The sequence below is a fragment of the Paenibacillus marinisediminis genome, from assembly GCF_054343325.1.
In genome coordinates this window covers 482,521-504,742 of the sequence record NZ_JBTGUH010000002.1, presented here as the reverse complement: position 1 = coordinate 504,742, position 22,222 = coordinate 482,521, and the positions used below count along the sequence as shown (strand labels likewise).

Genomic DNA, 22,222 nt, shown 5'->3' with positions numbered 1-22,222 from the left:
CGAGTTCAAGTTTGTCAATTTATTACCGTTAACAATCAAGGGGTTGTCCCAAAAGTCATGTGAAAAATGACTTCTGGGACGGCCCCTTCTTTATGTTCGCGCACATTGAAGAGGTCTTGATCAGGATTGCAGTTTAATTCACGGTAAGATTCATTTATTGAGTATAAAGTCAATATTATTTTAATAATAAATTTGACAAAATATCATCAAAAATAAGAACAATATGTGGCAATTAAGAATAGAATGGTATATAATGGTACAAAATCAAGTGTTTAGCACGGCAGAATTATGGAGGCGAAGCTTCTAACTTACGTATATACATAACCGTTATTCATGTAAGCGATTGCAAATATGGCGAATATGTGGCGAGTGTTATGGCGAGACCGCCTATATGGTCATATCAAACTGAGAGGAGTACATTTTGATGAAAACTCAATCCATATTTAAAGTCAAAGGTCCATCAGGTCTTGTCTATTTCGCTTATCTAGGCGTGCTAATGATTATGTACACCTATATCTCATTGCATGGTCTATTTCGCGGCATGACGTACTTGTTCATAGGCTTAACGATTATTAATGTTATCGTGTTGCTCATTGCTGGATTGCGCACCCTCAAGAAGCCTGGGGATATCAGGTTAGGACATAACACAATTACACTAATGGATAGAATCGTTCCAGTTGAAAATATTGACGAGATTATCATTCAAGGATATTGGAAGCCTGTGGTTGGAATCCGCTTGAAAGGCACTAAGATCCTTTCTTCCAATCAATGCTGCCGATTCTTGGAGCGTGAGGATGATGCACTAAAGGCGCTTCGTCAATGGGCGAATCTGAATCAAGTTAAGATAAGCAATCGACCATTTCTAAGATGGATCTAGTATAATAGGAATAAACAGACCTTCAACTTAGCTTGGAGGTCTATTTCATGTATCAGGAGAGTGAAGGCAATATGCTGGCAGGACCTAAACCGAAAGTGATAACCTTATGCGGCTCAACCCGATTCAAGTCTCAGTTCGAGGAGGCCAATAAGATGTTGACGTTGCAGGGGAATATCGTATTAAGTCTAGCATTCTTTGAGAAGAGTGAAGGTATATTGGTTACGGATGAGCAGGTTGAGTTATTTGGCAGACTTCATTTTCATAAGATCAACATGTCTGATGCTATATATGTAGTCAATCCAGGTGGATACATAGGAGAGAGTACGCAAAGAGAAATAGAATTCGCCCATCTAATGGGAAAAGAAATAGTATACTTAGAGAAGAAATCCTGACATAACTCAAGTATGTGACGTTTGAAAATGAACAGTGCTCAACTTCTTCTAACCACTGTCCAATTAATCGTGGTAATATATGGGTTACGAAACTCATTTCATAATTAGGAGGCAGTATCGCATGAGCAAAAGACGTATCACAGCTGAAGATCTGTATCGTTTCACCTGGATTAGCGATCCAACAGTTAATCCGGTTAATGATCGTATTGCCTACGTATCCAGAACAGTGAAGAGTGATAAGAGTGGGTACCAATCTCGCATTTATGTAACGGAGGTAAGCGGCAGCAGCCATACTGCTTTTACACAAGGTGAGCAGGATTCCGCTCCGAGCTGGTCACCAGATGGCAGCAAGCTGGCATTTCTGCGGAAAGTGGATCAGAAGAATCAAGTGTGGTTTATTCCAGCGGACGGCGGTGAGGCCTGTGCGGTTACTTCTGCAGAGCAAGGTGTAAATTCATATGCTTGGTCGCCGGATGGAGGGATGCTGCTCTATTCTTCAAAGGTAAAGCTTGGCGAGTCAACCTCTGCTACTGACACGGAGGAACAAGAACAGCCAGCTAAGCCTGGCAAACAGGCAGTAGTTGTGGATCGTCTCCGCTCTAAGGCTGATGGAGCTGGTTTACTGGATAGCACGCTGCGGTCGCATTTGTTCGTATATGAGATCGGTAATGGATGCACAACGTCCATCACTTCAGGCGAATATGATGTGACGGACTTCGCATGGTCTCCAGACTGTGCATCGATTGCATATACAACCAAGCTGGTAGATGATGAAACGGTTGATCCGGACTTGACCTTGAAAAATGATCTGTTCATCGTTGATCGTGATGGTAATAAGCATCGTCGAGTTACCAATTCGCAATATTCTATAGGTAAGCCGGTTTATTCGCCTGATGGCAGCAAGATTGCTTTCTTAGCAAGCGATCACAGCTATTTCAATGCAACTACAACCAAACTATATACGGTAAATTGCAATACCGGTGAAGTGGCATGCCTGATGGGCGAATTAGATCTGCATCTCGGCAATTCCGCTGTTACGGATATGAAGATGGGTCCTTCTGCGTCACCGGTGTTCAGCAGCGATGGAGCTTCCATATACAGCCTAATAACGACAGAAGGCAGCGTACATATAGGTAAGTTCAGTATCGAGGGCGGCTGTGAGGTGATCACAACTGGCGGACGTGAAGTCATCCAGTTCGCTAAGACAAATAATGATCAAGAAATGATCTTGGTTGCAGCCAATGATCTAATGCCAGGTGAACTGTATCGGCTCGATACCGCAAGCTTGGACGAGGTTCAATTAACGAAAGCCAATGCTCTGTTATGGGATGAGCTAGAGCTCAGCAAGCCGGAATCGTTCTGGTTTGAAGCTTCGGATGGCGGCAAGGTTCAGGGGTGGATCATTCCGCCTGTAGGTCTGCAGCCGGGAGATAAAGTGCCTGCGATAGTCGAAATTCATGGCGGTCCGCATGCGATGTACGTGAATTCGTTTATGCACGAATTCCAATTACTTGCGGCACAAGGATATGCAGTCATGTACTGCAATCCACGTGGCAGCCATGGCTACGGTCAACAATTCGTGAATGCATGCCGCGGTGATTATGGCGGTCGCGATTACATGGATGTAATGGAGCTCGTGGATTATGTAACAGCTCACTACCATTATATAGATACAGATAAGCTTGGCGTAACGGGCGGCAGCTACGGCGGATTTATGACAAACTGGATAGTTGGTCATACCAATCGTTTTAAGGCGGCTGTGACGCAGCGTTCGATCAGCAACTGGATTTCTTTCTATGGTGTAAGCGATATCGGCTATTTCTTCACAGAGGATCAGATCGGCGGAAATGCGTGGGATGATCTAGAGAGGCTGTGGAAGCATTCACCATTGGCCTATGTGAACCAAATCGAAACACCGCTGCTCATCTTGCATGGAGAAGAAGACCTGCGTTGTCCGATCGAGCAAGGAGAGCAATTATTTATAGCGTTAAAACGTCAAGGCAAGAAAACTCAGTTCGTTCGATTCCCTGGCGCTAGCCATGATCTGTCTCGCAGCGGTCATCCTGAACTGCGCGTAGAGCGCTTAAATCGAATTGCTGGTTGGATGAACGACATCTTAATGAGTAAGAATCTTGTATCAACCTCGGCATTTGTTAAGTAGATATTCATAGATATTAGAGTAAAACGAATACGGAGTTGAGGTATATGATTCTTGAGGTTGCTGTCTTGAGGGTAAAGCCCGGTTCGATAAATGAATTTGAGAGCAGCTTCAGAAAGGCGTCGAAGATCTTAGCCGGCATGAGGGGATATATCCACCACGAGCTGTATAAATGTGTTCAGGAGGATCTAAAGTACATTCTTCTCGTCAAATGGAATTCCATCAAGGATCATAAAGTTGGCTTCGGGCAATCACCGGAGTATGAGGAATGGAAAGCGCTGCTGCATCATTATTATGATCCAATGCCAGTTGAAGAGCATTATGTTCAGATTAGGACGGAATAGAAGTTGAGTTCAGGGGGAGCCGCTAAGGCTCCTTCTTTTTTGCGATTAACATAGATACCCAAAAATGAATTATTATATATAATAGGTAAATATGACATCAATCGTTTGAACGGAGGAAGACGAATTGACGAAGCGCATTCTGTTTACAGGGGGCGGATCTGCGGGTCACGTGACGGTGAATCAGGCACTCATTCCTCATTTTATACATAGAGGCTGGCAGGTCAATTATATGGGTTCCCACCAAGGGATCGAAGCTCAATTAATGAAGCAGCAGGAGCAGGTTAGATATGTCGGGATATCAACAGGAAAATGGCGCAGATATAAAGATATGGAGAATATCAAAGATCCATTTCGCGTCATGAAGGGGATCATGGAGGCTTATCGCCATATAAGGGCAATTCAGCCTGATGTCGTATTTTCAAAGGGTGGATTCGTCTCCGTACCTGTCGTGCTGGGAGCATGGTTAAACCGAATACCTGTCATTATTCACGAGTCGGATATTACACCGGGGCTTGCGAATCGAATCTCCATTCCGTTTGCTGCCAAAGTGTGCGCTACTTTTCCAGAGGTTGCCGCGTCTATACATAAGAATAAGGCCGTTCATGTAGGGGCTATTATCCGTGAGCAGCTCCGTCATGGACAAACAAGCAGAGGATATGCTTATTGCGGATTCACGAGCAGCAAGCCTGTTATTCTCATCATGGGCGGAAGCTTGGGAGCACAGCGCATTAATCAGGCGATTCGGAATAATCTAGATCATTTATTACAGAATTATCAGATCATCCACATTTGCGGAAAAGGACAGATGGATACAGCTATTCAACGATATGGTTACTTGCAGGTCGAGTATATTCAGGATGAGCTTCCAGACTTGCTGGCGATTACAGAAATGGTGATATCAAGAGCGGGTTCCAATTCAATCTTCGAGTTTCTGTCACTGCGCAAGCCGATGCTGCTCATTCCATTGTCGCGTGAAGCAAGTAGAGGGGATCAGATCTTAAATGCTGAATCCTTCAAGGCGGCAGGTTACTGTGATGTGCTGCTGGAAGAACATTTGACGGATTCCTCTCTATTAGAAGCAATTAGACAGCTAGAAGGGCATAAAGACTCCATGATTGAGAAGATGTCGCATAACGATCATGATCAAGCGATCGATAAAGTGATAGATATGATCATTAACGTCACGAATTAAGTGTGAACCTGCGGAGGTGCTATTGCTTAATGGCGGTAAAAACATGCAAACATTGTGGTGAGTCCAATACGGAGCATGCTCTTGTATGTACCGTTTGCAGCAGCTCATTACGAGATGTTCAGGCAGAAGGAACACCTAACGACAGCAAAGAATATACCTTGCTTAACGGAGCTCAAACGAAGATCGCTTGTTGGCACTGCAAAGAGCTATCTGACCGCGATGCGATCAAGTGCAAATATTGTGGCAGCACATTGGTTAAACAAACCACTGACACTCGGTACTACTACCCCGTTGAAGAAGAAGGAATTGGGTTTGGCGTCATTTTGCTGTATATTGTAACCCTTTTTATCCCTCTAATTGGCTTAATCGTAGGCGGTATTTACGTATTTAATGATGACCCTGACAAACGGGGAAGGGGAACTGCCTTGCTGCTGTTTGCAATCGGGGTGATCGTGCTGTTCTATGTTCTTGGAGTCTTTGAAATCATAGGCTTTACATAAAAGATATTCGAAAGATGGTAAAGGAAGCAGATCACTAAACTAATACGACACTGTCTGAGCAATCGGATGGTGTTTTTGTTTTTTTGCGAATATTTTGTATGTAAAATGTGATACACGCTCCTAAACGTGCTATGTTATGCTTATGACAACCTTGATATAAAGGAAGGATGCTCCATGAATTCGAAATTGATTCTAGTCGAAGGCTTGCCAGGCTTCGGGAAATCTACTGCAGCGCGGCTAGTAAGCGAGGTATTGGAAGAGATAAATGCGCAACCTGAATTAGTGTTGGAAGGGGACCTTGATCATCCGGCAGACTATGATGGTGTTGCTTATTTTACAAAGGAACAGTTGTTTCATCTTGATGTGAAGGACAGTGATCTTCTTTCACTCATCATGAGCAGCGTAATCCAACAAGGTGAGCATTATTTGCTTCCTTATCGTAAAATGATCCAGAAATATGGGTCCGACTTCCCTGATGACTTGTATAAGCAGATCGCTGAGTATGATGTTTACGAACTGCTCCTATATCAGAATATGCAGCTTATAACAAGCCGTTGGCAGCAATTTGCAGAGCGTGCGCTTCTGGAGCAGAAGACGTACATTTTTGATTGCTGTTTTATTCAAAACCCGGTAACGATTGCGATGATCAAGTATGGAGCTTCCGAAAAGACCGTCACTCAGTATGTAAATCAATTGGCTAGCACCATCATCAAGCTGAATCCATTAGTCATTTATATCGATCAAGATGATTTGGAGGGATCTTTCAAGAAGGCTGTGATAGAGCGGCCTAAGGAATGGTCTGAAGGCTTCATCCAGTACTATACGAATCAATGGTATGGTCAAAGCCGCAAATATGAAGGGATTGAAGGTACCTTACAGATTTTGAAGGAACGATATCAAGTAGAAATGAACATCTATGATCAATTGACAATTCCTAAGGTTAAAGTCAATAATTCTGAATATGATCGCGATCGCTGCAAGCAGGAGCTTTCGAAGGTTATCCAAGCACATTTAGATGTTTGAATAACTAAGGGAGTAGATATTGCAGCCACAGAAAAGGAGAACTCGTAATGAAACAAACGATAATCGTAACAGGCGGAGCGATCATTCGGGACAGGCGCGGCAGAGTGCTGCTGCAAAAACGATCTGATTATGGAAATTGGGGACTTCCGGGCGGCGGCATGGAGCCCGGTGAGACGATCGAAGAGACAATGCTGAGGGAAGTCTATGAAGAGACGGGATTAAACGTATCTCAATATCACTTATATTCGATTTATTCGGGTCCTCGGATGCAGTATCAATATCCTGATGGCAACGAAGTTGTGTTCGTCATGTTTCTGTTTGAAGCAGAAGCAGATCTAAACGGTAGAGTTGAGCAGGATGGTGTTACTTTAATTCATCAAGAATCCGAGAATGAGACGCAGCAGCTTGTATTTAAAGACTTGATGTCAATTGATCTTCAAGACATCAGCACCGTTCAACGACCGGTATTCGAAGATCTAATTAACAAACGTCAAACGGAACTGCTGCGTACATAAATCGGAAATAGGCTATAAGCGAAGTGCGATTGATTCGATTATTGCAGCCACACCGGCAGCTGCCAATATGACGATAAGCCATATTGCACCTGGAACGAGCAGAAATAAGACGGTCAAGAATATGGAAGACCATATACCTGTGCACCAATGGCACATCAAGATGAGTCCGATCCATCTGCGCAGCCCAGTGCCGCGTGCTTCGTGCATGACGACTAATTGCTGTTCATCATCATATTGTTCTGTTCTTTCTATAAAGATATGTCGCAGCCTATCCGTGATATCGTCATAGACTAGCAAATGAGTTAGGCGAAAGCTAGCAAACGCCAGCATGATGAAGTAGAGCCAAGTGAAGTTCTCCATTGTATGATTCCTCCTTTTATATGACAGAAGCATACCTATTTGTACACCCCCTATGTTCGTCCAATCCTACTAGCGATTATTTCATATACTAGTAACAGATCATTCGATAGGAGGTGATGTACAATGTGTTTCTGCCGTTCTGATAAAGAAGCTAATGCCAAAAAACCAAACATGACTTGGTGGAACAATGGACCACGAAAGGTATCGGCCGATTATCCCAACAGAAGAAATGTTCAACAAGCCAAGAAACCTATGATGATACCTGCACCTAGCAAAAAGTTCTGGTAATATGCTATTACTATATGCTTCCTTGTCTATTTGGTGAGCCTATTCGTATGATCTAAACTCGATAATCCCTTCTTGAAAGCTAGCTTGTATTCCTATGCATTCTTATGCTTTCATTAGGGGATTCGAGTTTCATCTATATATGAGGGAAAGAAGAGTTGAACTTTACATCATGCGTTAATTACCATAAAATAGGCGAAGAATACATATTATCGTCAGGCCGCATCTTGCACTTCCACGCAGGTGCGGCTTTCGTTTTAAGTTTGCAATCTGATATAGGGCTTTTTACGAAGGACGGTGAAAAGTTGAAAAAAAAGTGGATGGTAACAACAGTTATTATGGTAATACTTATCTTAATTGTTGCGGTAACTCCCATCAGCGTTCCAAGATTTAAACATTACAATCATAAATTTGAGGGGATACTGTATCAGTTAGGCGAGAAGAATAAAGATTTTTTAGCACCTATTGAAGTTCACTTTGACGGTAAGCTGTACACGGATATTCTGGGAAAGAAAACTTATGAAGGAATTGTGTATATAAATGATAAAGACTTCCATATTCCAAAAGAGCGAGCGAAAGTTGAGCTTAAGTTTCAAAAAAATAACTCAGTATGGAGTGCAGTCCTATTCTATCACTATTTTGATCCTAATGATTTTCATGGATCTGTGTACGGTGAACTTTTCATTGATGATGATTTCAGTAAAATCACGATCACAAAGCCTATGGAATACAGCGATGGAAGCGGTGGAGGCTGGGGCAGTGATGACGGCTTTATGATCTCGGCGCCTGCGACCAATAGAGAAGAGGCATTAAAGATTACTAATGAACTAGCAGGTAAGGCATGGAATTACGATTTTGAGTAAAGAAACATCGTATCCTTTCGGAGCGCTCATTCGTTTATCTAATGAAAGATCAGCAAGAGGAGGCACTATATGGCCAAACAACAGCTTAACGAACATCTCTCAGCATCTCGGCGAGCGGGCTTCGTATGGGAAGAAGTACGCATCGACCTCATACAATATTGCGCAAGCTTGACACATACTCGTTGGGACGCGGAAGACTTGGCACAGGATACGATTCTCAGACTGCTGCCGATGCAGCAGGAGTGGGAACAGCATCCTGCACCACAAGCATTCATGTTCCGCATCGCCAAAAATAGGTGGCTGGATCAGAAGAGGCGTGAAGAAACTGCCAGACATAAGGTGATGGAATTGCAGCAAACAGTCACTGTATCGATTGAACAAGGTGTAGAGCTCGATGAAGCGCTCCGACTGCTTATCACATGCTTATCTCCGCTTCAACGCACGGTGTTCTTGCTGCGAGAAGGCTTTAACTTCTCTAATGCTGATGTCGCGCGGCTTCTTCAGACGACTGAAGGCGCAGTCAAGTCGGTGCTAAATCGCGCGCGCAAGGCGGTGAGCGGGGCTGTTGAGCAGCATAGTCACTCTGAGCAGCTCAGCGAAGACGACAAGCATGCTCTGCTTCAATATGCGCAGGCGCTGCGTATTGGCGATGCAGCAGCAGTAGTTCGTTTACTGCAGACAGATTCGATCGATCAAGTTCAAGCGATCAGCCAATTGCATGTGTTGGCTGCCCAAACGCCAGCGCGTAGAGCGTCAAAAGGTGCATCGCAATTACTTCTGAAATGCCATTATGCTGCAGCTTAAAGGGAGGTTAATGATGAGATGAATGTTATTCCTTATGTCATCGAACAGACGAAGGGCGGCGAGCGGAGCTACGATATATACTCACGCTTATTGAAGGATCGAATCATTATGGTCGGAGATGAGATTGATGATGCGTTAGCCAACTCCATTATCGCCCAGCTGCTATTTCTAGCCGCTGACGATTCGGAACGGGACATACAGATGTACATTAATTCACCAGGCGGCTCGGTAACAGCAGGCTTCGCAATCTACGATACGATGCAGCATATTAAGCCGGACATCTCCACGATCTGCATCGGGATGGCTGCAAGCTTTGGCGCGATATTGTTGGCTGGTGGAGCTAAAGGGAAGCGCCTCGGGCTTCCTAATTGTGAGGTTATGATTCACCAACCTCTGGGCGGAGCGCGCGGGCAAGCTTCAGACATCCGTATACATGCGGAGTGGATTCTGAAGACCCGTGAGAAGATCAATCAGTTGTTAGCTGATCGCACAGGGCAGTCCCTAGAGCGCATCGCCAAGGATAGCGACCGGGATTTCTTTATGAACGCGGAGGATGCGCTTGCTTACGGCCTCATCGATAAGATCGTGACCCGTTAAGCGTAACTTGTAGACGAACGATTCCATGCTACACACATCTAGAAGAACAATAGACTGTGCAGAGATCTGCGGTCTATTGTTCTTTTTGTCGATCGTGAGTGATGCTATACTTAACTCAACATTTCAAGGCTGCAGCATGCATCGCTTCGCGAATGCGGCTCCTTTGCCCGGAAGGGTTCAATAATAAAGTATAGAAAGGATGACAACGATGCGATACTCAACGATTTGCTTTGATCTAGACGGAACTTTAACAGATCCTAAAATAGGAATAACAAAGTCCGTACAGCATGCATTACGAAAGTTTGACATTCACGTCGAGGATCTCGATCAGCTTGAACCGTTTATCGGACCACCGCTAATGGAATCCTTTAAGATCTATTACAATTTCAATGAAGCGGAAAGTACTCGCGCGATCGAGGCGTATCGTGAGTATTTTAGAGAACGCGGTATGTTGGAAAATGAGATCTATCCTGGAATTCGAGAGCTGCTAGTTCTATTAAAACAACAGAAACGTAAATTATTCGTAGCGACTTCTAAGCCAACCGTATTTGCTGAACCGATATTAAAGCATTTTCAGATTGACCAATACTTTGACGAGATTGTCGGCAGTGAGCTCGATGGTACTCGATCAGACAAGGCTCATGTCATTAAACATATATTAGATACTTATCCTTGTGACCTCTCGTCAGTCCTTATGATAGGCGACCGCAAGCATGATATAATTGGTGCGCGTAAAAATGAGATTGACTCGATCGCAGTAGGGTTTGGTTATGGAAGCGAGGAAGAATTGGAGAGCAGCCGACCGACATATTATGCGGCTACTGTGCAAGATCTGGCTCAATTATTTACTAGGATATGAACTATGCTTTGCTGTATGTTGATTGTGAGAAATGAGAGGAGGCGGACACGTGAGGGTCATATACGAGCGATTGCTGACGAAGGAACTCCAGCATCAGTTGGAGGATACTTACAGGCGTGAAGGGTCGATTCGAGCAGAGAGCTACTTCGCTGATTGCTTGGAACAAAATTTAAATGGAACTCGAATCACAGTCGTAGCGCTTGTGGATCAACAAATAGCAGGCTGCACCCATCTAAAGCTGCTATCGGACTATCCGCATTTTCGGGAGAGAGGGATACCGGAGATCAACGACCTTGTCGTGTTCCCGCAATATCGGCGACAAGGGATTGCCAACGAATTAATCCGACAGTTAGAGGAAGCTGCCGCGGCATTCAGTTCAGAAGTCGGGATTGGCGTTGGATTGTATGCTGACTATGGGCGAGCGCAGCGCATATACTGCCGCAGAGGGTATATATTAGACGGCAAAGGTCTCATCTATCAACACCAATCTGTTGAACCGGGCAGTATGGTAAGGGTAGATGATGATCTGAATCTCTATTTTACGAAAAACGTAACGACTTCAGAAAACAAATGGGCATGATCACATTAGATACATATCCTATAGCCCGCTCTTCTCTTGCAAGGGAAGGCGGGCTTATATTATGCAGCTACAAATACTAGATTGATTTGCGTTTTGGTATCGAAAGTGACGTCCAGGATGAGGAGGTGATGCATTTGGCAAGATACACAATTTGTCCGACATGATAAGAATAATGTGACATCTGACGTTCAATAGCATCGACCACGAGATGCGGCTCCTGGCGAATAGTAACCGTGCGCATCAGATCGTCGGGCTTCAATTCATTCAAGGAAGTTAGAAATACGTCCCACCCTTGCTCCCATATGCTCCAGATGTGTTCAGGCGCGCTCATATTGTCCTCAAACTCTTCGTCTCGTTGCCGCGAGCTCTTCTCTCCGTCCGTAGTTAGAAAGTCCGTCCATCTCGAGATCATATTGCCGCTCATATGCTTCACGATAACCGCGATACTGTTGGATTCCGGTTCAGGTATCCAATGCCAATCCTCGTCTCGCTCTAATTGCTTCATGCCTTTCTCAGCAAGCACCTTAAGTTCCTTAAATTTGCTTACAACAGAATTCAGATAGACCTGAGCTAGTTCAATATTATTCTGAGTTTGATTCATGTGGAATGCACCTCCAAGTGTTAAATATTCCTATACGTAGATGAATATAGCACCATACCTTTTATTAATAAAGTAGTTCACGAGCAGAAATTAGCAAATTTATTGCCGCTAAACACCAAAAATATTATCTTGCGTATTGTCATATATTGGGTGATGAATGTACAATGTGCATAAATAGCATGGAATTAGAGTTACCGATAGATCATGTATTTTAGTAACATAATTTGCTAATGGTGCTTAAACATCAGTGCAAAGTTATTGTTTGTTTCTCTATTTTGATTCATATATGCCCAGTGGTGAGTTATCGATTGCCCCTTTTATTTTTATGAAGAGAGAGTATGGCTTCGTTCTAATTCATGTTTCATACGAAAAGTTGACGATGAAAGCGGGTGTCATGTTGAAGGTTTCTTACTTTATAACTTGTCTAAGCGACATCATGTATCCGCAGGTAGGGATAGCCGTTGCGCGTATATTAGCTCGGTACGGCATCGAACTGGATGTTCCGGAAGTTCAAACATGCTGCGGCCAGCCTGCATTCAACAGCGGATACTGGAAGGAGGCGCGTCAGTCGGCGAAGACCCTGCTTACGGCATTTGATGAAAGCGATTACGTCGTGACTCCTTCCGGTTCTTGTGCTGGGATGATTCTTCACTATTATCCTGAGCTGTTTAAGGATGAACCTGAATGGCTGAGCAAGGCGGAACGATTGCAATCTAAGACCTATGAATTCACACAGTTCATGGTTCATGTATTAGGCGTGACGGATATGGGAGCAACATTTCCGCATAAAGTTGCGTATCATCCATCCTGCCACGGCAGCAGGCTGGTAGGCATACAGCAGGAGCCTCAGCTGCTGTTGCGGCATGTGCGAGGAATAGAGCTGGTGCCGCTCCCGCATGCGGAGGATTGCTGCGGCTTCGGCGGCACGTTCGCCGTTAAGATGGCCGCGATCTCGGGAGCGATGGTCACGGAGAAGGCGGATCATGTGCTGGAGACAGAAGCTGAAGTGCTGGTTGGCTTGGATCTTGGCTGCCTGATGAACATCTCAGGCAATCTGATGCATCGCGGACAGAAGCTTCGCGTCATGCATCTGGCAGAGCTTCTGGCGGAAGGAGTGAGCGGCAAGTATGAGCGTGTCTGAACATAAGCAATCAGTGAAGAAACGTGCGGATATCGCGCTCAATAACGACTTTCTTCGCCAAGCCGTCAAATACACAACTGAGCGCTTGAAGAACGGGAAGCTCACTGCAGCTGAGGAGCATGGGCATTGGGAAGAGTGGAGAGAGCGGGGGCGTCAGATTCGACTTCACACGATTGCACATCTGGATTATTACTTGAGCGTATTTGCTGAAAATGCGAGGAGCCATGGGACGCATGTTCACTTTGCTGCCACTGGTGCCGAGGCGGTTCAGATCGCATTGTCTATAGCCGAGCAGAAGCGAGCTATGAGTGTAGTGAAATCGAAGTCGATGGTGTCCGAAGAGCTGCATATCAATCATGCGCTTGAACAAGCCGATATCGAAACGATCGAAACGGATCTAGGCGAATATATTATTCAGCTTGCGGGGGAAGCGCCTTCGCACATTATTATTCCGGCTATTCATAAGAATAGGCATCAGATCGCTGAGCTGCTGTCGAAGGAAGCGGGTGAGACGCTGCCGCCGGATACGGGTATATTGGCTGGCTTCGTGCGTAGAAAGCTGCGCGAGGAGTTTCTGGAGGCCGATATCGGGATGACGGGGTGCAACTTCGCGATTGCAGAGACAGGATCTATGGTATTGTTCGAAAATGAAGGCAACGCCCGTATGGTCAGCACTGTTCCGAAGACGCAGATTACGTTCATGGGAATGGAACGAATCATCCCGACATTGGATGATCTAGAGGTGATGGCGACGCTGCTGCCAAGGTCAGCGACCGGACAGAAGCTGACGGTATACATGTCCATCATCTCGGGGCCACGCCGGACACAGGACGGCGATGGACCAGAAGAGATGCACATCATCATATTGGACAACGGGCGCTCCGAGCAGCTGGGCGACCCTCAATTCCAAGAGCTGCTGAATTGCATACGCTGCGGCGCCTGCTTGAATGCTTGTCCCGTGTACCGCCACATCGGCGGTCATGCGTATGGCGGTGTGTACAGCGGCCCGATCGGCGCGGTGTTGACGCCGGCGCTGAACCGCAATGTCGCGGAATGGGACGACATCGCCAATGCATCAAGCTTATGCGGCGCCTGCTATGAAGCGTGCCCGGTCAAGATACCGCTGCACGATATGCTCGTTCATCTGCGCCACCGTAAGGTGAAACATGGACATTCCGATAAGCTGGAGCAGCTCGGCATGTCCATGTTCGGATATGCGATGGGAAGCGCTGGCCGCATGAGCAAGCTCGTGAGATTGGGTCGTCTTGGGCAGCGAGTGGTTGTGCGCCAAGGTGTGATCAAGGCGAGAATCGGCCCGTTAAAGGGCTGGAACGCCTATCGCCATCTGCCGAGTCTACCGCAGCAGACGTTCAGGGAAGCGTGGAAGGAACAGATGGCGGATATAAGGCAAGAGATCAAACCAATGCAAGCGGAGCAACTGCGGCGAATGGAGAGGATCTTGGATGAACGACGGCAGAAGGGGGGCAGTGTGCATGAGTGAGCAGACAATGAATGATCTGGAACAGATGCACCGACAAGCCTTGGCTAAGCAGGATCAGTTCATGCTTAACATTGCGGCTCGATTAGGTCGGAAAGAGCCTCTTGCAGCGCCTCCTTCCAGAGCGGTAAAGGGAGCTCCTGCGTATTGGAATGAATTCGATTTATCGCTTGCGGAACGAGCAGAATTGTTCATGAACAATTGGAAGCTGGCCGGCGGTCATTCCGTGCGAGTTCCTCATATGCAGGCCGCTAAGGAATATGTACAACAGCTGATCGTGGAACTGCAAGCGACCCATTTGCTGCTGCATGACCATGCATTGCTGCATCAATTAGCAGTAGAAACATGTGCAGACGTGGAATCAACATATTGGGATGTGGCGGATATCGATGAATATGGCAGAGAACAGCTCCAGGCAGTGGCCGCAGGGGCTGATATCGGATTCATCGTTGCTGAGCAGGCTGTCGCTTATACAGGCTCAGTCGTGACGATGTCTGCATCCCGTCAAGGTCGCACGGTCAGCTTGCTGCCGACTGCGCTCGTCATCCTGATTCCCGCTGAGCGCTTGCTGACTCGCCTTGGTGAAGTGCTGCGCCCATTGGATGCGCTCCCGCTGAATCAGCTGCCTGCAGGGGTACATTTCATTTCAGGTCCAAGCCGATCCGCGGATATCGAGAATGATCTTACTATTGGTGTACACGGACCGGGAGTGGTATACGCGATTATCGTGGATGATTTAACGTAGCTTATATAGCGAATAATGGCTATTCCTGCTATAATGATGGGGAAATTGAGGTGATCATCATGGCGAAGAAGAGACATTCCGCACCTGCTCCACAAGCTGCGACAGATAAACCTGCTACGCTGAAGGATCTGCTCGGTGCAGATGTGTTGAGCAAGCTGAAGGCTCAAGCTAATGAGCTTCAGGCTGCGGAAGATCAGCGGAAGGAACAAGAGAGATTGCAAGCAGAGGCAGAACGCAAAGCGGAACAGAAGCGTCGAGAAAACGACTTTGAGTACCTGCTTGAGAATAGCAAGATGGATTGGAATAAGTATAAGTGATAGTGAGTACCGAGTACAGGCTGCCTTCTGGCAGCCTGTACTTATTTCTTTAAAATATGGTAAAGTAGTCGATACCATAGAAGATTAATCGCCCAAGTTAAGGTCGTATTCACGATTACATCATATAATGGCATGAATGAGGATCTGAATCATTCCAATCTAGAGCATAAGATGAGCACATAAGCGTAACAAGTCAGCATCCCGGGGGGAAGACAGATGAATAATGGATTAACATTGGCGCAATTGCAGAGCTACATTAAGCAGACAGATTATCGTCCGCACGAGAAGACAGCTTATTTTCTGAAATTAGTGGAGGAAGTTGGAGAATTGGCGGATGTGGTCCGTAAGGACAAGAGATTATCGAGATCCAAGACGATTAAAGGGACAATCGAGGAAGAGATTGCAGACGTCTTATATTATACTTTAGCGTTAGCTAACGTATATGAGATCAATCTTGAGGAGTGCTTTTTCCTTAAGGATGAGATCAATAAACAGAAAGGGAAGAAATGATCATTTTCTGTATGTAACATTAGATGGTATTTAACTATTGATTTTTCGATGTAATTGACATAACTAGGAAATAAAGGTAGGATGCCTATGTAATCATCTATATATTTTTAAATTAGGTCTTGGAATTTTCATGATAACCCCATTAAGAGCTCATCAAGAGTAACCTCACAGCAACAGTTCTATAGGCGCATCGAACCTCAACTTCATAGACCCTCACTAGTATTTAAATTTAACATTAGCTTTGACTACGGATTCCATTATCTCTGAAAGGTAAGAGGGTTGAGTATGGAGAAACGTATTAAAGTCAGAACGATAACGATAATGAGTCTATTCTTGTTTTTATTTATCGTTCTGCTCTCGCGTCTCGTATGGTATCAGGTGATCAATCAACCATTTTGGATGAACGAAGCGCTCAAGACATGGTCAACTAAGAAGGACCTCCCAGCCAGCAGAGGTAAAATATACGACCGTAATGGCACTCTATTAGCTATAGAAGGCGCCGCCTACACGGTTGTCGTTAATCCGGCGTTGATTCAACAGCTGAAAAAAAGTAATGACTTAGTCGAAAAACGAATCAATGTGGAGAAGGACATCGTCGAAGGAATATCCACTATTTTACAGAAGCCTAAGGACGAGCTGTATAAGATCGTGTCGGACAAGCGGAGCAACGGAGAGTATTATACGTACCGCGAAGTTAGAAGTGAAGGGTACAAAACAGACTTCGAGCTTGGCGATGAATTGAAATTGTTAGTGAACAGGATCAAAGCAAAGACAGAATTGAAGGATATCGGCGTCTATCTGATAGATGATACGAAGCGGTATTATCCGAACGGCAATCTAGCATCTCATATTCTAGGCTACATAGATCGTGATGGCCAAGCTGTTACTGGGGCCGAAGCTTATTTTGATACATTACTTAACGGCAGTGACGGCTGGATTCAATATGATAAAGACCGCAAAGGCACCAAATTGCCGAATTCCACACCAATATACGAGCCGCCGAGGGATGGTCAGGATGTGTATCTAACCATAGACGCGAATCTCCAAGCGATTGTAGAGGAGTCGATGAGGCAAGTATATAAAGAGTATACACCTGATAGTATGACCGTTATTACGATGGATCCGAACTCTGGTGATGTGCTCGCGATGGCGAATCTACCAGACTATGATCCTAATCGTTATTGGGAGATTGATGACATAGGGGCGCTATATAATCATGCGATTAAATCTGTCTATGAGCCGGGCTCTACATTTAAGATCATCACGCTTGCGGCTGCCGTTCAAGAGCAGGTGTTTCAACCGAATGATTCTTTCCAGTCGGGGAAGATCACGGTTGGAGGGGAGACGATACACGATATTAAGCGAGATGGATGGGGTCCGATCTCTTATCTGGATGGGCTAAAGCGTTCGAGCAATGTAGGGTTCGTGAAGCTGGGATATGAGCTGTTGGGAGAAGAACGGCTGGAGAACTATATTCGCAGCTTTGGATTCGGTCAAGCAACAGGCATTCAGCTCCCTGGAGAGACGGTAAAGCAGATCCAATTGCGATATCCTGCGGATTACGCTGCAGCGTCATATGGTCACGGTCAGATATGGATTACTCCGATACAGCAAACAACAGGGGTTGCGGCGGTTGCGAACGGTGGCCAGCTATTCAGAGCGAACTTGCTTCACAAAACAGTAGATCCTGCCACAGGTGAAGAGAGCATCACCCCAACAGAAAGTTTACGTCAAGTGATATCTAAGGATACTTCCAGAAAGGTAAGTGAATATCTAGAGCAAGTGGTTTCCGATCAGGAAATAGGTACTGGGAGATATGCCTATATGGAAGGTTATCGAGTAGCAGGCAAGACAGGAACGACGATTAAAGCAGCTAACGGAAAGTATGATGAAGACATTAACATGTATTCTTTCATTGGATACGCTCCCGTGGATGATCCTAAGCTGATTACATACGTGATAATAGACAATCCGAAGCATTATGCAGGCGGAAGCCGGTTAAGTTCAGAATTGTTCAAAGCGATTATGAAGAAGTCGCTGCAATATATGCGAGTACCGACACACGATGTTGAACCCTCAAGCGAAAAGCAGACGGTTCAGCAGAGAATCCCACAATTAGTAGGCTCGTCGATTCAAGAGGTTAAAACGAAACTATCGGAAACTGGTACGCTATATGTCGTATTGGGCAGCGGTAATAAAGTTCTGTCTCAATACCCAGCATATGATGAAGAGAAGGTGTATACTGGCGAACCGCTGTATCTGTTTACAGACAATCCATCGGAGACGGAGCTTCCGTCTATGGAAGGGAAATCACTGCGAGATGTGATGCTGCTCTGCTCCTTAATCGACTATAGCTGTAAGATCAATGGCGAAGGCTATGTGGTCAGTCAGGAAATTTCAGCGAGTGAACAGCGTACTTCGACATTTACGCTGCAGCCGAGAAGTGCTGTTCTGGATCCGTGAATTATAGCCATTGCATTCTATGATCTTAATGATTCGAGGTGATCTGATGCGAAAAATAGTAGGCATGGTACTGCTGGCATGCATCATATTCATGCTGGTACCGTCTGAACGAGCGGCTGCGTGCTCTTGTATCGTGCCTGAAGATGCAATAGCGGGTAAAGAGCAAGCGAGTGCGGTTGTTCAAGGAACTGTATTGAAGATAAAAAAGTCATTTCCTATTGGAGAGGCACATAACGCGGTGTTATTGGACGTGCAGAGATCTTGGAAAGGGAATGAAAGCTCACAGATGATCGTATATACAGACTGGAGCAGCTGTATGTTTGAATTCGAGCAGGGAGTTCAATACCTACTCTACACCTATGAGCATAAAGGAGTACAGAAGGTATTTAATTGTGGAAGAAGCACGGAGATCGCTCAGGCAGATCAAGATCTGGCGCAGCTGGGAGCAGGTCAGCCTCCAACAATAGAAGTGAACCTCGAATGGAGGTTTATTGAGCCAATTTGGATTCTAGCCATGGTCATTCTACTGCTGCTTATCAGTGCGCTCTTGTGGTTAGTTATGAGGAGACGTAGAGCGGATAAGAGAAATAGATGATACTCTCGTGTGAATGAGAGAGTGTTAATATGAGTTAATCATGAATGAGGGAGCGATGTAACGATGACAAATCAAGAGCAAGCACGAGCAGAAGTTCCACCACAAAATAAGCAGTTAAACCAGGCTGAGGAATCTTTTGTGAAGTGGCATGACACGTATATATCCAATTGGCAGCATGCAATGCTCACCGGTGATACTTCGGGAGTGGAGGTAATGGCACCTGAATATTATGTAACCTTTTTCATGCATGGTAAGGACAAGCCGATGTTCTTTAGCTATGAGGAAGCAATCGAAGGTATGAAGCAGTCTGTTGATCAGCTCAAGGGAGCTGTAAAACGGTTCGATAATCGAATCGTACGATTGAAGGATGATCAGCACGCTATCGTGTACTTTGAACAAATCATCGAGCAAGGGGATAAAGTGCTGGCGCGGATGTTCACAATTGAGAATTGGGAACTGCGAGACGATAAGTGGCTGCTGATTAGAGAAGTGGAAGAGCATATATAATTTTAACCTGCTGAACTCTGTCTAACAGAACATATGAGAAGAGAAAAAGATGCTAGTTAACGACGGGAACATACATTCGTTATAATGATAATGCATTAAATACCATTGCAGAGATCTTGGAAATGGAATGAACGTTCACAGATGAGTCTTAATTATTATTTTACTACTAGATATTGTTATATTTAGATTGAATCCGTTTTCAAATACCTCTAAAATAGTTCTCAAAGATTGGAATCGGTAGCCGTCAGCTCAGTTCAGAGGAAATATGTAAATCTAGTATAGATTAGGAGGATATCATGTCAATTTACTATGATAATAGCAATCGAGTGTTTCATTTACGATCCAGTAACTCCAGCTATATTATTCAAATCGTTAAGGGTGAAGTTCCAGCCCATCTCTATTGGGGTCCGAAACTGGGAGGGATCCAATTTCAGCCTTCATTAGATTTAGTAGAAAGATGCTCATTCAGTCCAAATTTTCTGCTAGAGGATAAAGCCTACTCTTTGGATACTCTTCCAAACGAATTTCCGTCGTACGGCAATGGTGATTTCCGGGAGCCAGCGCTTGAGGTCCACTTGCAGGATGGTACAACAGTTACCGATTTCCGTTATGAAGGTTATACGATCAGCAAAGGTAAACCGCGTTTGCAGGGCCTACCCTCCACATATGTTGAGAGTGATGATGAAGCGGATACGCTGGAAATTGTTCTGCGAGATGCGAAAAGTGGACTAAAGGCGACTCTTTTGTACTCCGTATTTAACAAATTTGACGCAATCACACGTTCCGTACATATCGAGAACTTAGGACAGGACAAGATTATACTGAACCGAGTATTAAGCGCTAATATTGATTTCCATCATTCTGATTATGATATGCTGCAGTTGTCAGGTACATGGGTAAGAGAACGCCATATGCACAAGAGACCGCTTGTACCTGGGATTCATCGGATTGACAGCAAACGTGGCTCCAGCAGTCATCAGCAAAATCCGTTTATTGCCTTGCTGGCTAAAGATGCGACGGAGAATCATGGTGAAGTATACGGGTTCAGTCTTGTATACAGTGGTAGTTTTCTAGCGCAGGCGGAAGCGGATCAATATGGGATGACCAGAGTTGGCATGGGTATTCAGCCATTTAATTTTCAGTGGCTGTTAGAACCTGGAGATACATTTCAGGCTCCAGAAGCCGTACTTGTACGGTCGGCTGAAGGATTAGGTGGAATGTCACGAACCTATCACAAGCTATATCAAACCCGTTTAAGCAGAGGTAAATTCCGTGATCAGCAAAGACCGATTCTCATTAATAATTGGGAAGCGACTTACTTTAATTTTAACGCAGACAAATTAAAAGAAATTGCTCATGCAGGCAAAGAACTTGGTTTGGAGCTGTTTGTCTTGGATGATGGCTGGTTTGGGAAGCGTGACAATGACAATTGCTCATTAGGAGATTGGGTTGAGGATCAACGCAAGCTTCCAGAAGGACTCGGTAAGCTGGGAGAGGATATCACAGCAATGGGGATGCGATTTGGCCTCTGGTTTGAGCCGGAAATGGTATCTCCAGACAGTAATCTGTACCGTGAACATCCGGACTGGTGTTTGCATGTGCCAGGACATACACGAACATTAGCTAGGCACCAGTTGATTCTCGATTTATCGCGCCAGGATGTACAGGATTATATTGTGGATTCGGTCAGTTCCGTGCTGTCATCGGCGCCAATCACTTATGTAAAATGGGATATGAACCGGAATATGACGGAGATTGGTTCCGCCCAACTCCCTCCAGAACGTCAACGCGAAACGGAGCACCGTTACATCCTTGGACTTTATGAAGTGATGGAGCGAATTGTCTCTGGTTTCCCACATATTTTATTCGAGAGTTGTTCCGGCGGTGGCGGACGATTTGATCCGGGTATGCTGTACTATATGCCTCAGACCTGGACGAGCGATAATACGGATGCGGTTGAAAGATTGAAGATTCAATATGGAACAAGTATAGTGTATCCCGCAAGCTCAATGGGGTCTAATGTCTCAGCCATTCCAAATCACCAGGTACACCGCAATACCCCTTTGGAAACGCGAGGTCATGTCGCGATGTCTGGAAATTTTGGATATCAGCTGGATCTGACAAAGCTAAGCGAATCCGAATTAGAAGACATGCGGCAGCAGGTTGCCCAGTACAAAGAACTCCGAAAGCTAATCCATTATGGAGATTTCTATCGGTTGCTCAGTCCTTTTGAAGGGAATGAGACGGCGTGGATGTTTGTATCTGAGGATAGAAAAGAAGCCTTCGCTGCTTACTTTAAGGTCCTTGCCGAGCCGAATGCACCATTACGTAGATTACGTCTGACAGGACTCGACCCGAATAAGTCGTATCGTCTCCAGCATAACGGCAAGGTGTACAGAGGAGATGAATTGATGTATTTCGGACTCTCTATTCCACATTTAGAGGGGGATTTCAGAAGTCTCCTCTTCGTCTTACAAGAGATTTGATATAAAAAGG

General features: G+C 45.2%; 24 protein-coding genes. 22 read left to right on the top strand and 2 right to left on the bottom strand.

What is annotated here, in order from left to right; translation table 11 throughout:
* The first annotated feature begins 424 nt into the window (after positions 1-424).
* The 8 genes from ACXX53_RS08010 to ACXX53_RS07975 all read left to right on the top strand — a co-directional run bounded on the left by ACXX53_RS08010 (position 425) and on the right by ACXX53_RS07975 (position 7,001).
* Entirely contained in the window at positions 425-877 is a 453-nt protein-coding gene (locus ACXX53_RS08010) for a hypothetical protein (protein WP_458568100.1), read from the top strand.
* 47 nt (positions 878-924) lie between these two features.
* Positions 925-1,269 (top strand): hypothetical protein, encoded by a 345-nt coding sequence (locus tag ACXX53_RS08005; protein ID WP_458568099.1) that lies wholly within the window; start codon positions 925-927, stop codon positions 1,267-1,269.
* Between the two features lie 121 nt (positions 1,270-1,390).
* Entirely contained in the window at positions 1,391-3,430 is a 2,040-nt protein-coding gene (locus tag ACXX53_RS08000) for a prolyl oligopeptidase family serine peptidase (RefSeq protein ID WP_458568098.1), read from the top strand.
* Positions 3,431-3,474: 44 nt separating this feature from the next.
* Entirely contained in the window at positions 3,475-3,771 is a 297-nt protein-coding gene (locus tag ACXX53_RS07995; RefSeq protein WP_458568097.1) for an antibiotic biosynthesis monooxygenase family protein, read from the top strand.
* A gap of 124 nt (positions 3,772-3,895) precedes the next feature.
* Positions 3,896-4,963, top strand: a complete 1,068-nt coding sequence (locus tag ACXX53_RS07990; RefSeq protein ID WP_458568096.1) for an undecaprenyldiphospho-muramoylpentapeptide beta-N-acetylglucosaminyltransferase — start codon at positions 3,896-3,898, stop codon at positions 4,961-4,963.
* Positions 4,964-4,992: 29 nt separating this feature from the next.
* Positions 4,993-5,463 carry a double zinc ribbon domain-containing protein gene (locus ACXX53_RS07985; protein ID WP_458568095.1) on the top strand — a complete coding sequence of 157 codons (471 nt, stop codon included), beginning with the start codon at positions 4,993-4,995 and terminating at the stop codon, positions 5,461-5,463.
* Between the two features lie 174 nt (positions 5,464-5,637).
* A complete protein-coding gene (locus tag ACXX53_RS07980) occupies positions 5,638-6,486 on the top strand; it encodes a hypothetical protein (RefSeq protein WP_458568094.1) in 849 nt (282 codons plus the stop codon).
* A 47-nt stretch (positions 6,487-6,533) separates the two neighbouring features.
* Positions 6,534-7,001 carry an NUDIX domain-containing protein gene (locus ACXX53_RS07975; RefSeq protein WP_458568093.1) on the top strand — a complete coding sequence of 156 codons (468 nt, stop codon included), beginning with the start codon at positions 6,534-6,536 and terminating at the stop codon, positions 6,999-7,001.
* A 12-nt stretch (positions 7,002-7,013) separates the two neighbouring features.
* On the opposite strand, the gene ACXX53_RS07970 is transcribed toward ACXX53_RS07975, so the two are convergent.
* A complete protein-coding gene (locus tag ACXX53_RS07970) occupies positions 7,014-7,361 on the bottom strand; it encodes a DUF1360 domain-containing protein (RefSeq protein WP_458568092.1) in 348 nt (115 codons plus the stop codon).
* Positions 7,362-7,804: 443 nt separating this feature from the next.
* Between ACXX53_RS07970 and ACXX53_RS07965 the strand changes: the two genes are divergently transcribed.
* The 5 genes from ACXX53_RS07965 to ACXX53_RS07945 all read left to right on the top strand — a co-directional run bounded on the left by ACXX53_RS07965 (position 7,805) and on the right by ACXX53_RS07945 (position 11,349).
* Positions 7,805-8,509 (top strand): hypothetical protein, encoded by a 705-nt coding sequence (locus tag ACXX53_RS07965; RefSeq protein ID WP_458568091.1) that lies wholly within the window; start codon positions 7,805-7,807, stop codon positions 8,507-8,509.
* 69 nt (positions 8,510-8,578) lie between these two features.
* On the top strand, positions 8,579-9,313 hold the full coding sequence (locus ACXX53_RS07960) for an RNA polymerase sigma factor (RefSeq protein WP_458568090.1): 735 nt from the start codon (positions 8,579-8,581) through the stop codon (positions 9,311-9,313).
* 18 nt (positions 9,314-9,331) lie between these two features.
* The gene (gene clpP / locus ACXX53_RS07955) at positions 9,332-9,910 is read left to right on the top strand and encodes an ATP-dependent Clp endopeptidase proteolytic subunit ClpP (RefSeq protein ID WP_458568089.1); all 579 of its coding nucleotides are present in this window, start codon (positions 9,332-9,334) and stop codon (positions 9,908-9,910) included.
* Positions 9,911-10,118: 208 nt separating this feature from the next.
* Positions 10,119-10,769 carry an HAD family hydrolase gene (locus ACXX53_RS07950; RefSeq protein WP_458568373.1) on the top strand — a complete coding sequence of 217 codons (651 nt, stop codon included), beginning with the start codon at positions 10,119-10,121 and terminating at the stop codon, positions 10,767-10,769.
* A 49-nt stretch (positions 10,770-10,818) separates the two neighbouring features.
* Positions 10,819-11,349 carry a GNAT family N-acetyltransferase gene (locus ACXX53_RS07945; protein ID WP_458568088.1) on the top strand — a complete coding sequence of 177 codons (531 nt, stop codon included), beginning with the start codon at positions 10,819-10,821 and terminating at the stop codon, positions 11,347-11,349.
* A 76-nt stretch (positions 11,350-11,425) separates the two neighbouring features.
* Here the strand turns inward: ACXX53_RS07945 and ACXX53_RS07940 are convergent, their stop codons facing one another.
* Positions 11,426-11,950: a DUF1572 family protein gene (locus tag ACXX53_RS07940; protein WP_458568087.1), complete on the bottom strand. Its 525-nt coding sequence runs from the start codon at positions 11,948-11,950 to the stop codon at positions 11,426-11,428.
* Positions 11,951-12,347: 397 nt separating this feature from the next.
* On the opposite strand from ACXX53_RS07940, the gene ACXX53_RS07935 reads away from it, so the two are divergent.
* The 9 genes from ACXX53_RS07935 (at position 12,348) to ACXX53_RS07895 (ending at position 22,212) form a co-directional block, all read left to right on the top strand.
* Positions 12,348-13,091 carry a (Fe-S)-binding protein gene (locus tag ACXX53_RS07935; protein ID WP_458568372.1) on the top strand — a complete coding sequence of 248 codons (744 nt, stop codon included), beginning with the start codon at positions 12,348-12,350 and terminating at the stop codon, positions 13,089-13,091.
* Positions 13,078-14,592: a LutB/LldF family L-lactate oxidation iron-sulfur protein gene (locus tag ACXX53_RS07930; RefSeq protein WP_458568086.1), complete on the top strand. Its 1,515-nt coding sequence runs from the start codon at positions 13,078-13,080 to the stop codon at positions 14,590-14,592. Before ACXX53_RS07935 ends, ACXX53_RS07930 begins: the two co-directional genes overlap by 14 nt.
* A complete protein-coding gene (locus tag ACXX53_RS07925) occupies positions 14,585-15,334 on the top strand; it encodes a LutC/YkgG family protein (protein ID WP_458568085.1) in 750 nt (249 codons plus the stop codon). Before ACXX53_RS07930 ends, ACXX53_RS07925 begins: the two co-directional genes overlap by 8 nt.
* A 59-nt stretch (positions 15,335-15,393) precedes the next feature.
* Positions 15,394-15,651, top strand: a complete 258-nt coding sequence (locus ACXX53_RS07920) for a YqkE family protein (protein ID WP_458568084.1) — start codon at positions 15,394-15,396, stop codon at positions 15,649-15,651.
* A gap of 216 nt (positions 15,652-15,867) precedes the next feature.
* Positions 15,868-16,161: a MazG nucleotide pyrophosphohydrolase domain-containing protein gene (locus ACXX53_RS07915; RefSeq protein WP_458568083.1), complete on the top strand. Its 294-nt coding sequence runs from the start codon at positions 15,868-15,870 to the stop codon at positions 16,159-16,161.
* Between the two features lie 285 nt (positions 16,162-16,446).
* Positions 16,447-18,624 (top strand): penicillin-binding transpeptidase domain-containing protein, encoded by a 2,178-nt coding sequence (locus tag ACXX53_RS07910; protein ID WP_458568082.1) that lies wholly within the window; start codon positions 16,447-16,449, stop codon positions 18,622-18,624.
* Positions 18,625-18,670: 46 nt separating this feature from the next.
* Positions 18,671-19,219 carry a hypothetical protein gene (locus ACXX53_RS07905; RefSeq protein ID WP_458568081.1) on the top strand — a complete coding sequence of 183 codons (549 nt, stop codon included), beginning with the start codon at positions 18,671-18,673 and terminating at the stop codon, positions 19,217-19,219.
* A 63-nt stretch (positions 19,220-19,282) separates the two neighbouring features.
* On the top strand, positions 19,283-19,726 hold the full coding sequence (locus tag ACXX53_RS07900) for a hypothetical protein (RefSeq protein ID WP_458568080.1): 444 nt from the start codon (positions 19,283-19,285) through the stop codon (positions 19,724-19,726).
* 296 nt (positions 19,727-20,022) lie between these two features.
* A complete protein-coding gene (locus ACXX53_RS07895) occupies positions 20,023-22,212 on the top strand; it encodes an alpha-galactosidase (protein WP_458568079.1) in 2,190 nt (729 codons plus the stop codon).
* Positions 22,213-22,222: the final 10 nt, after the last annotated feature.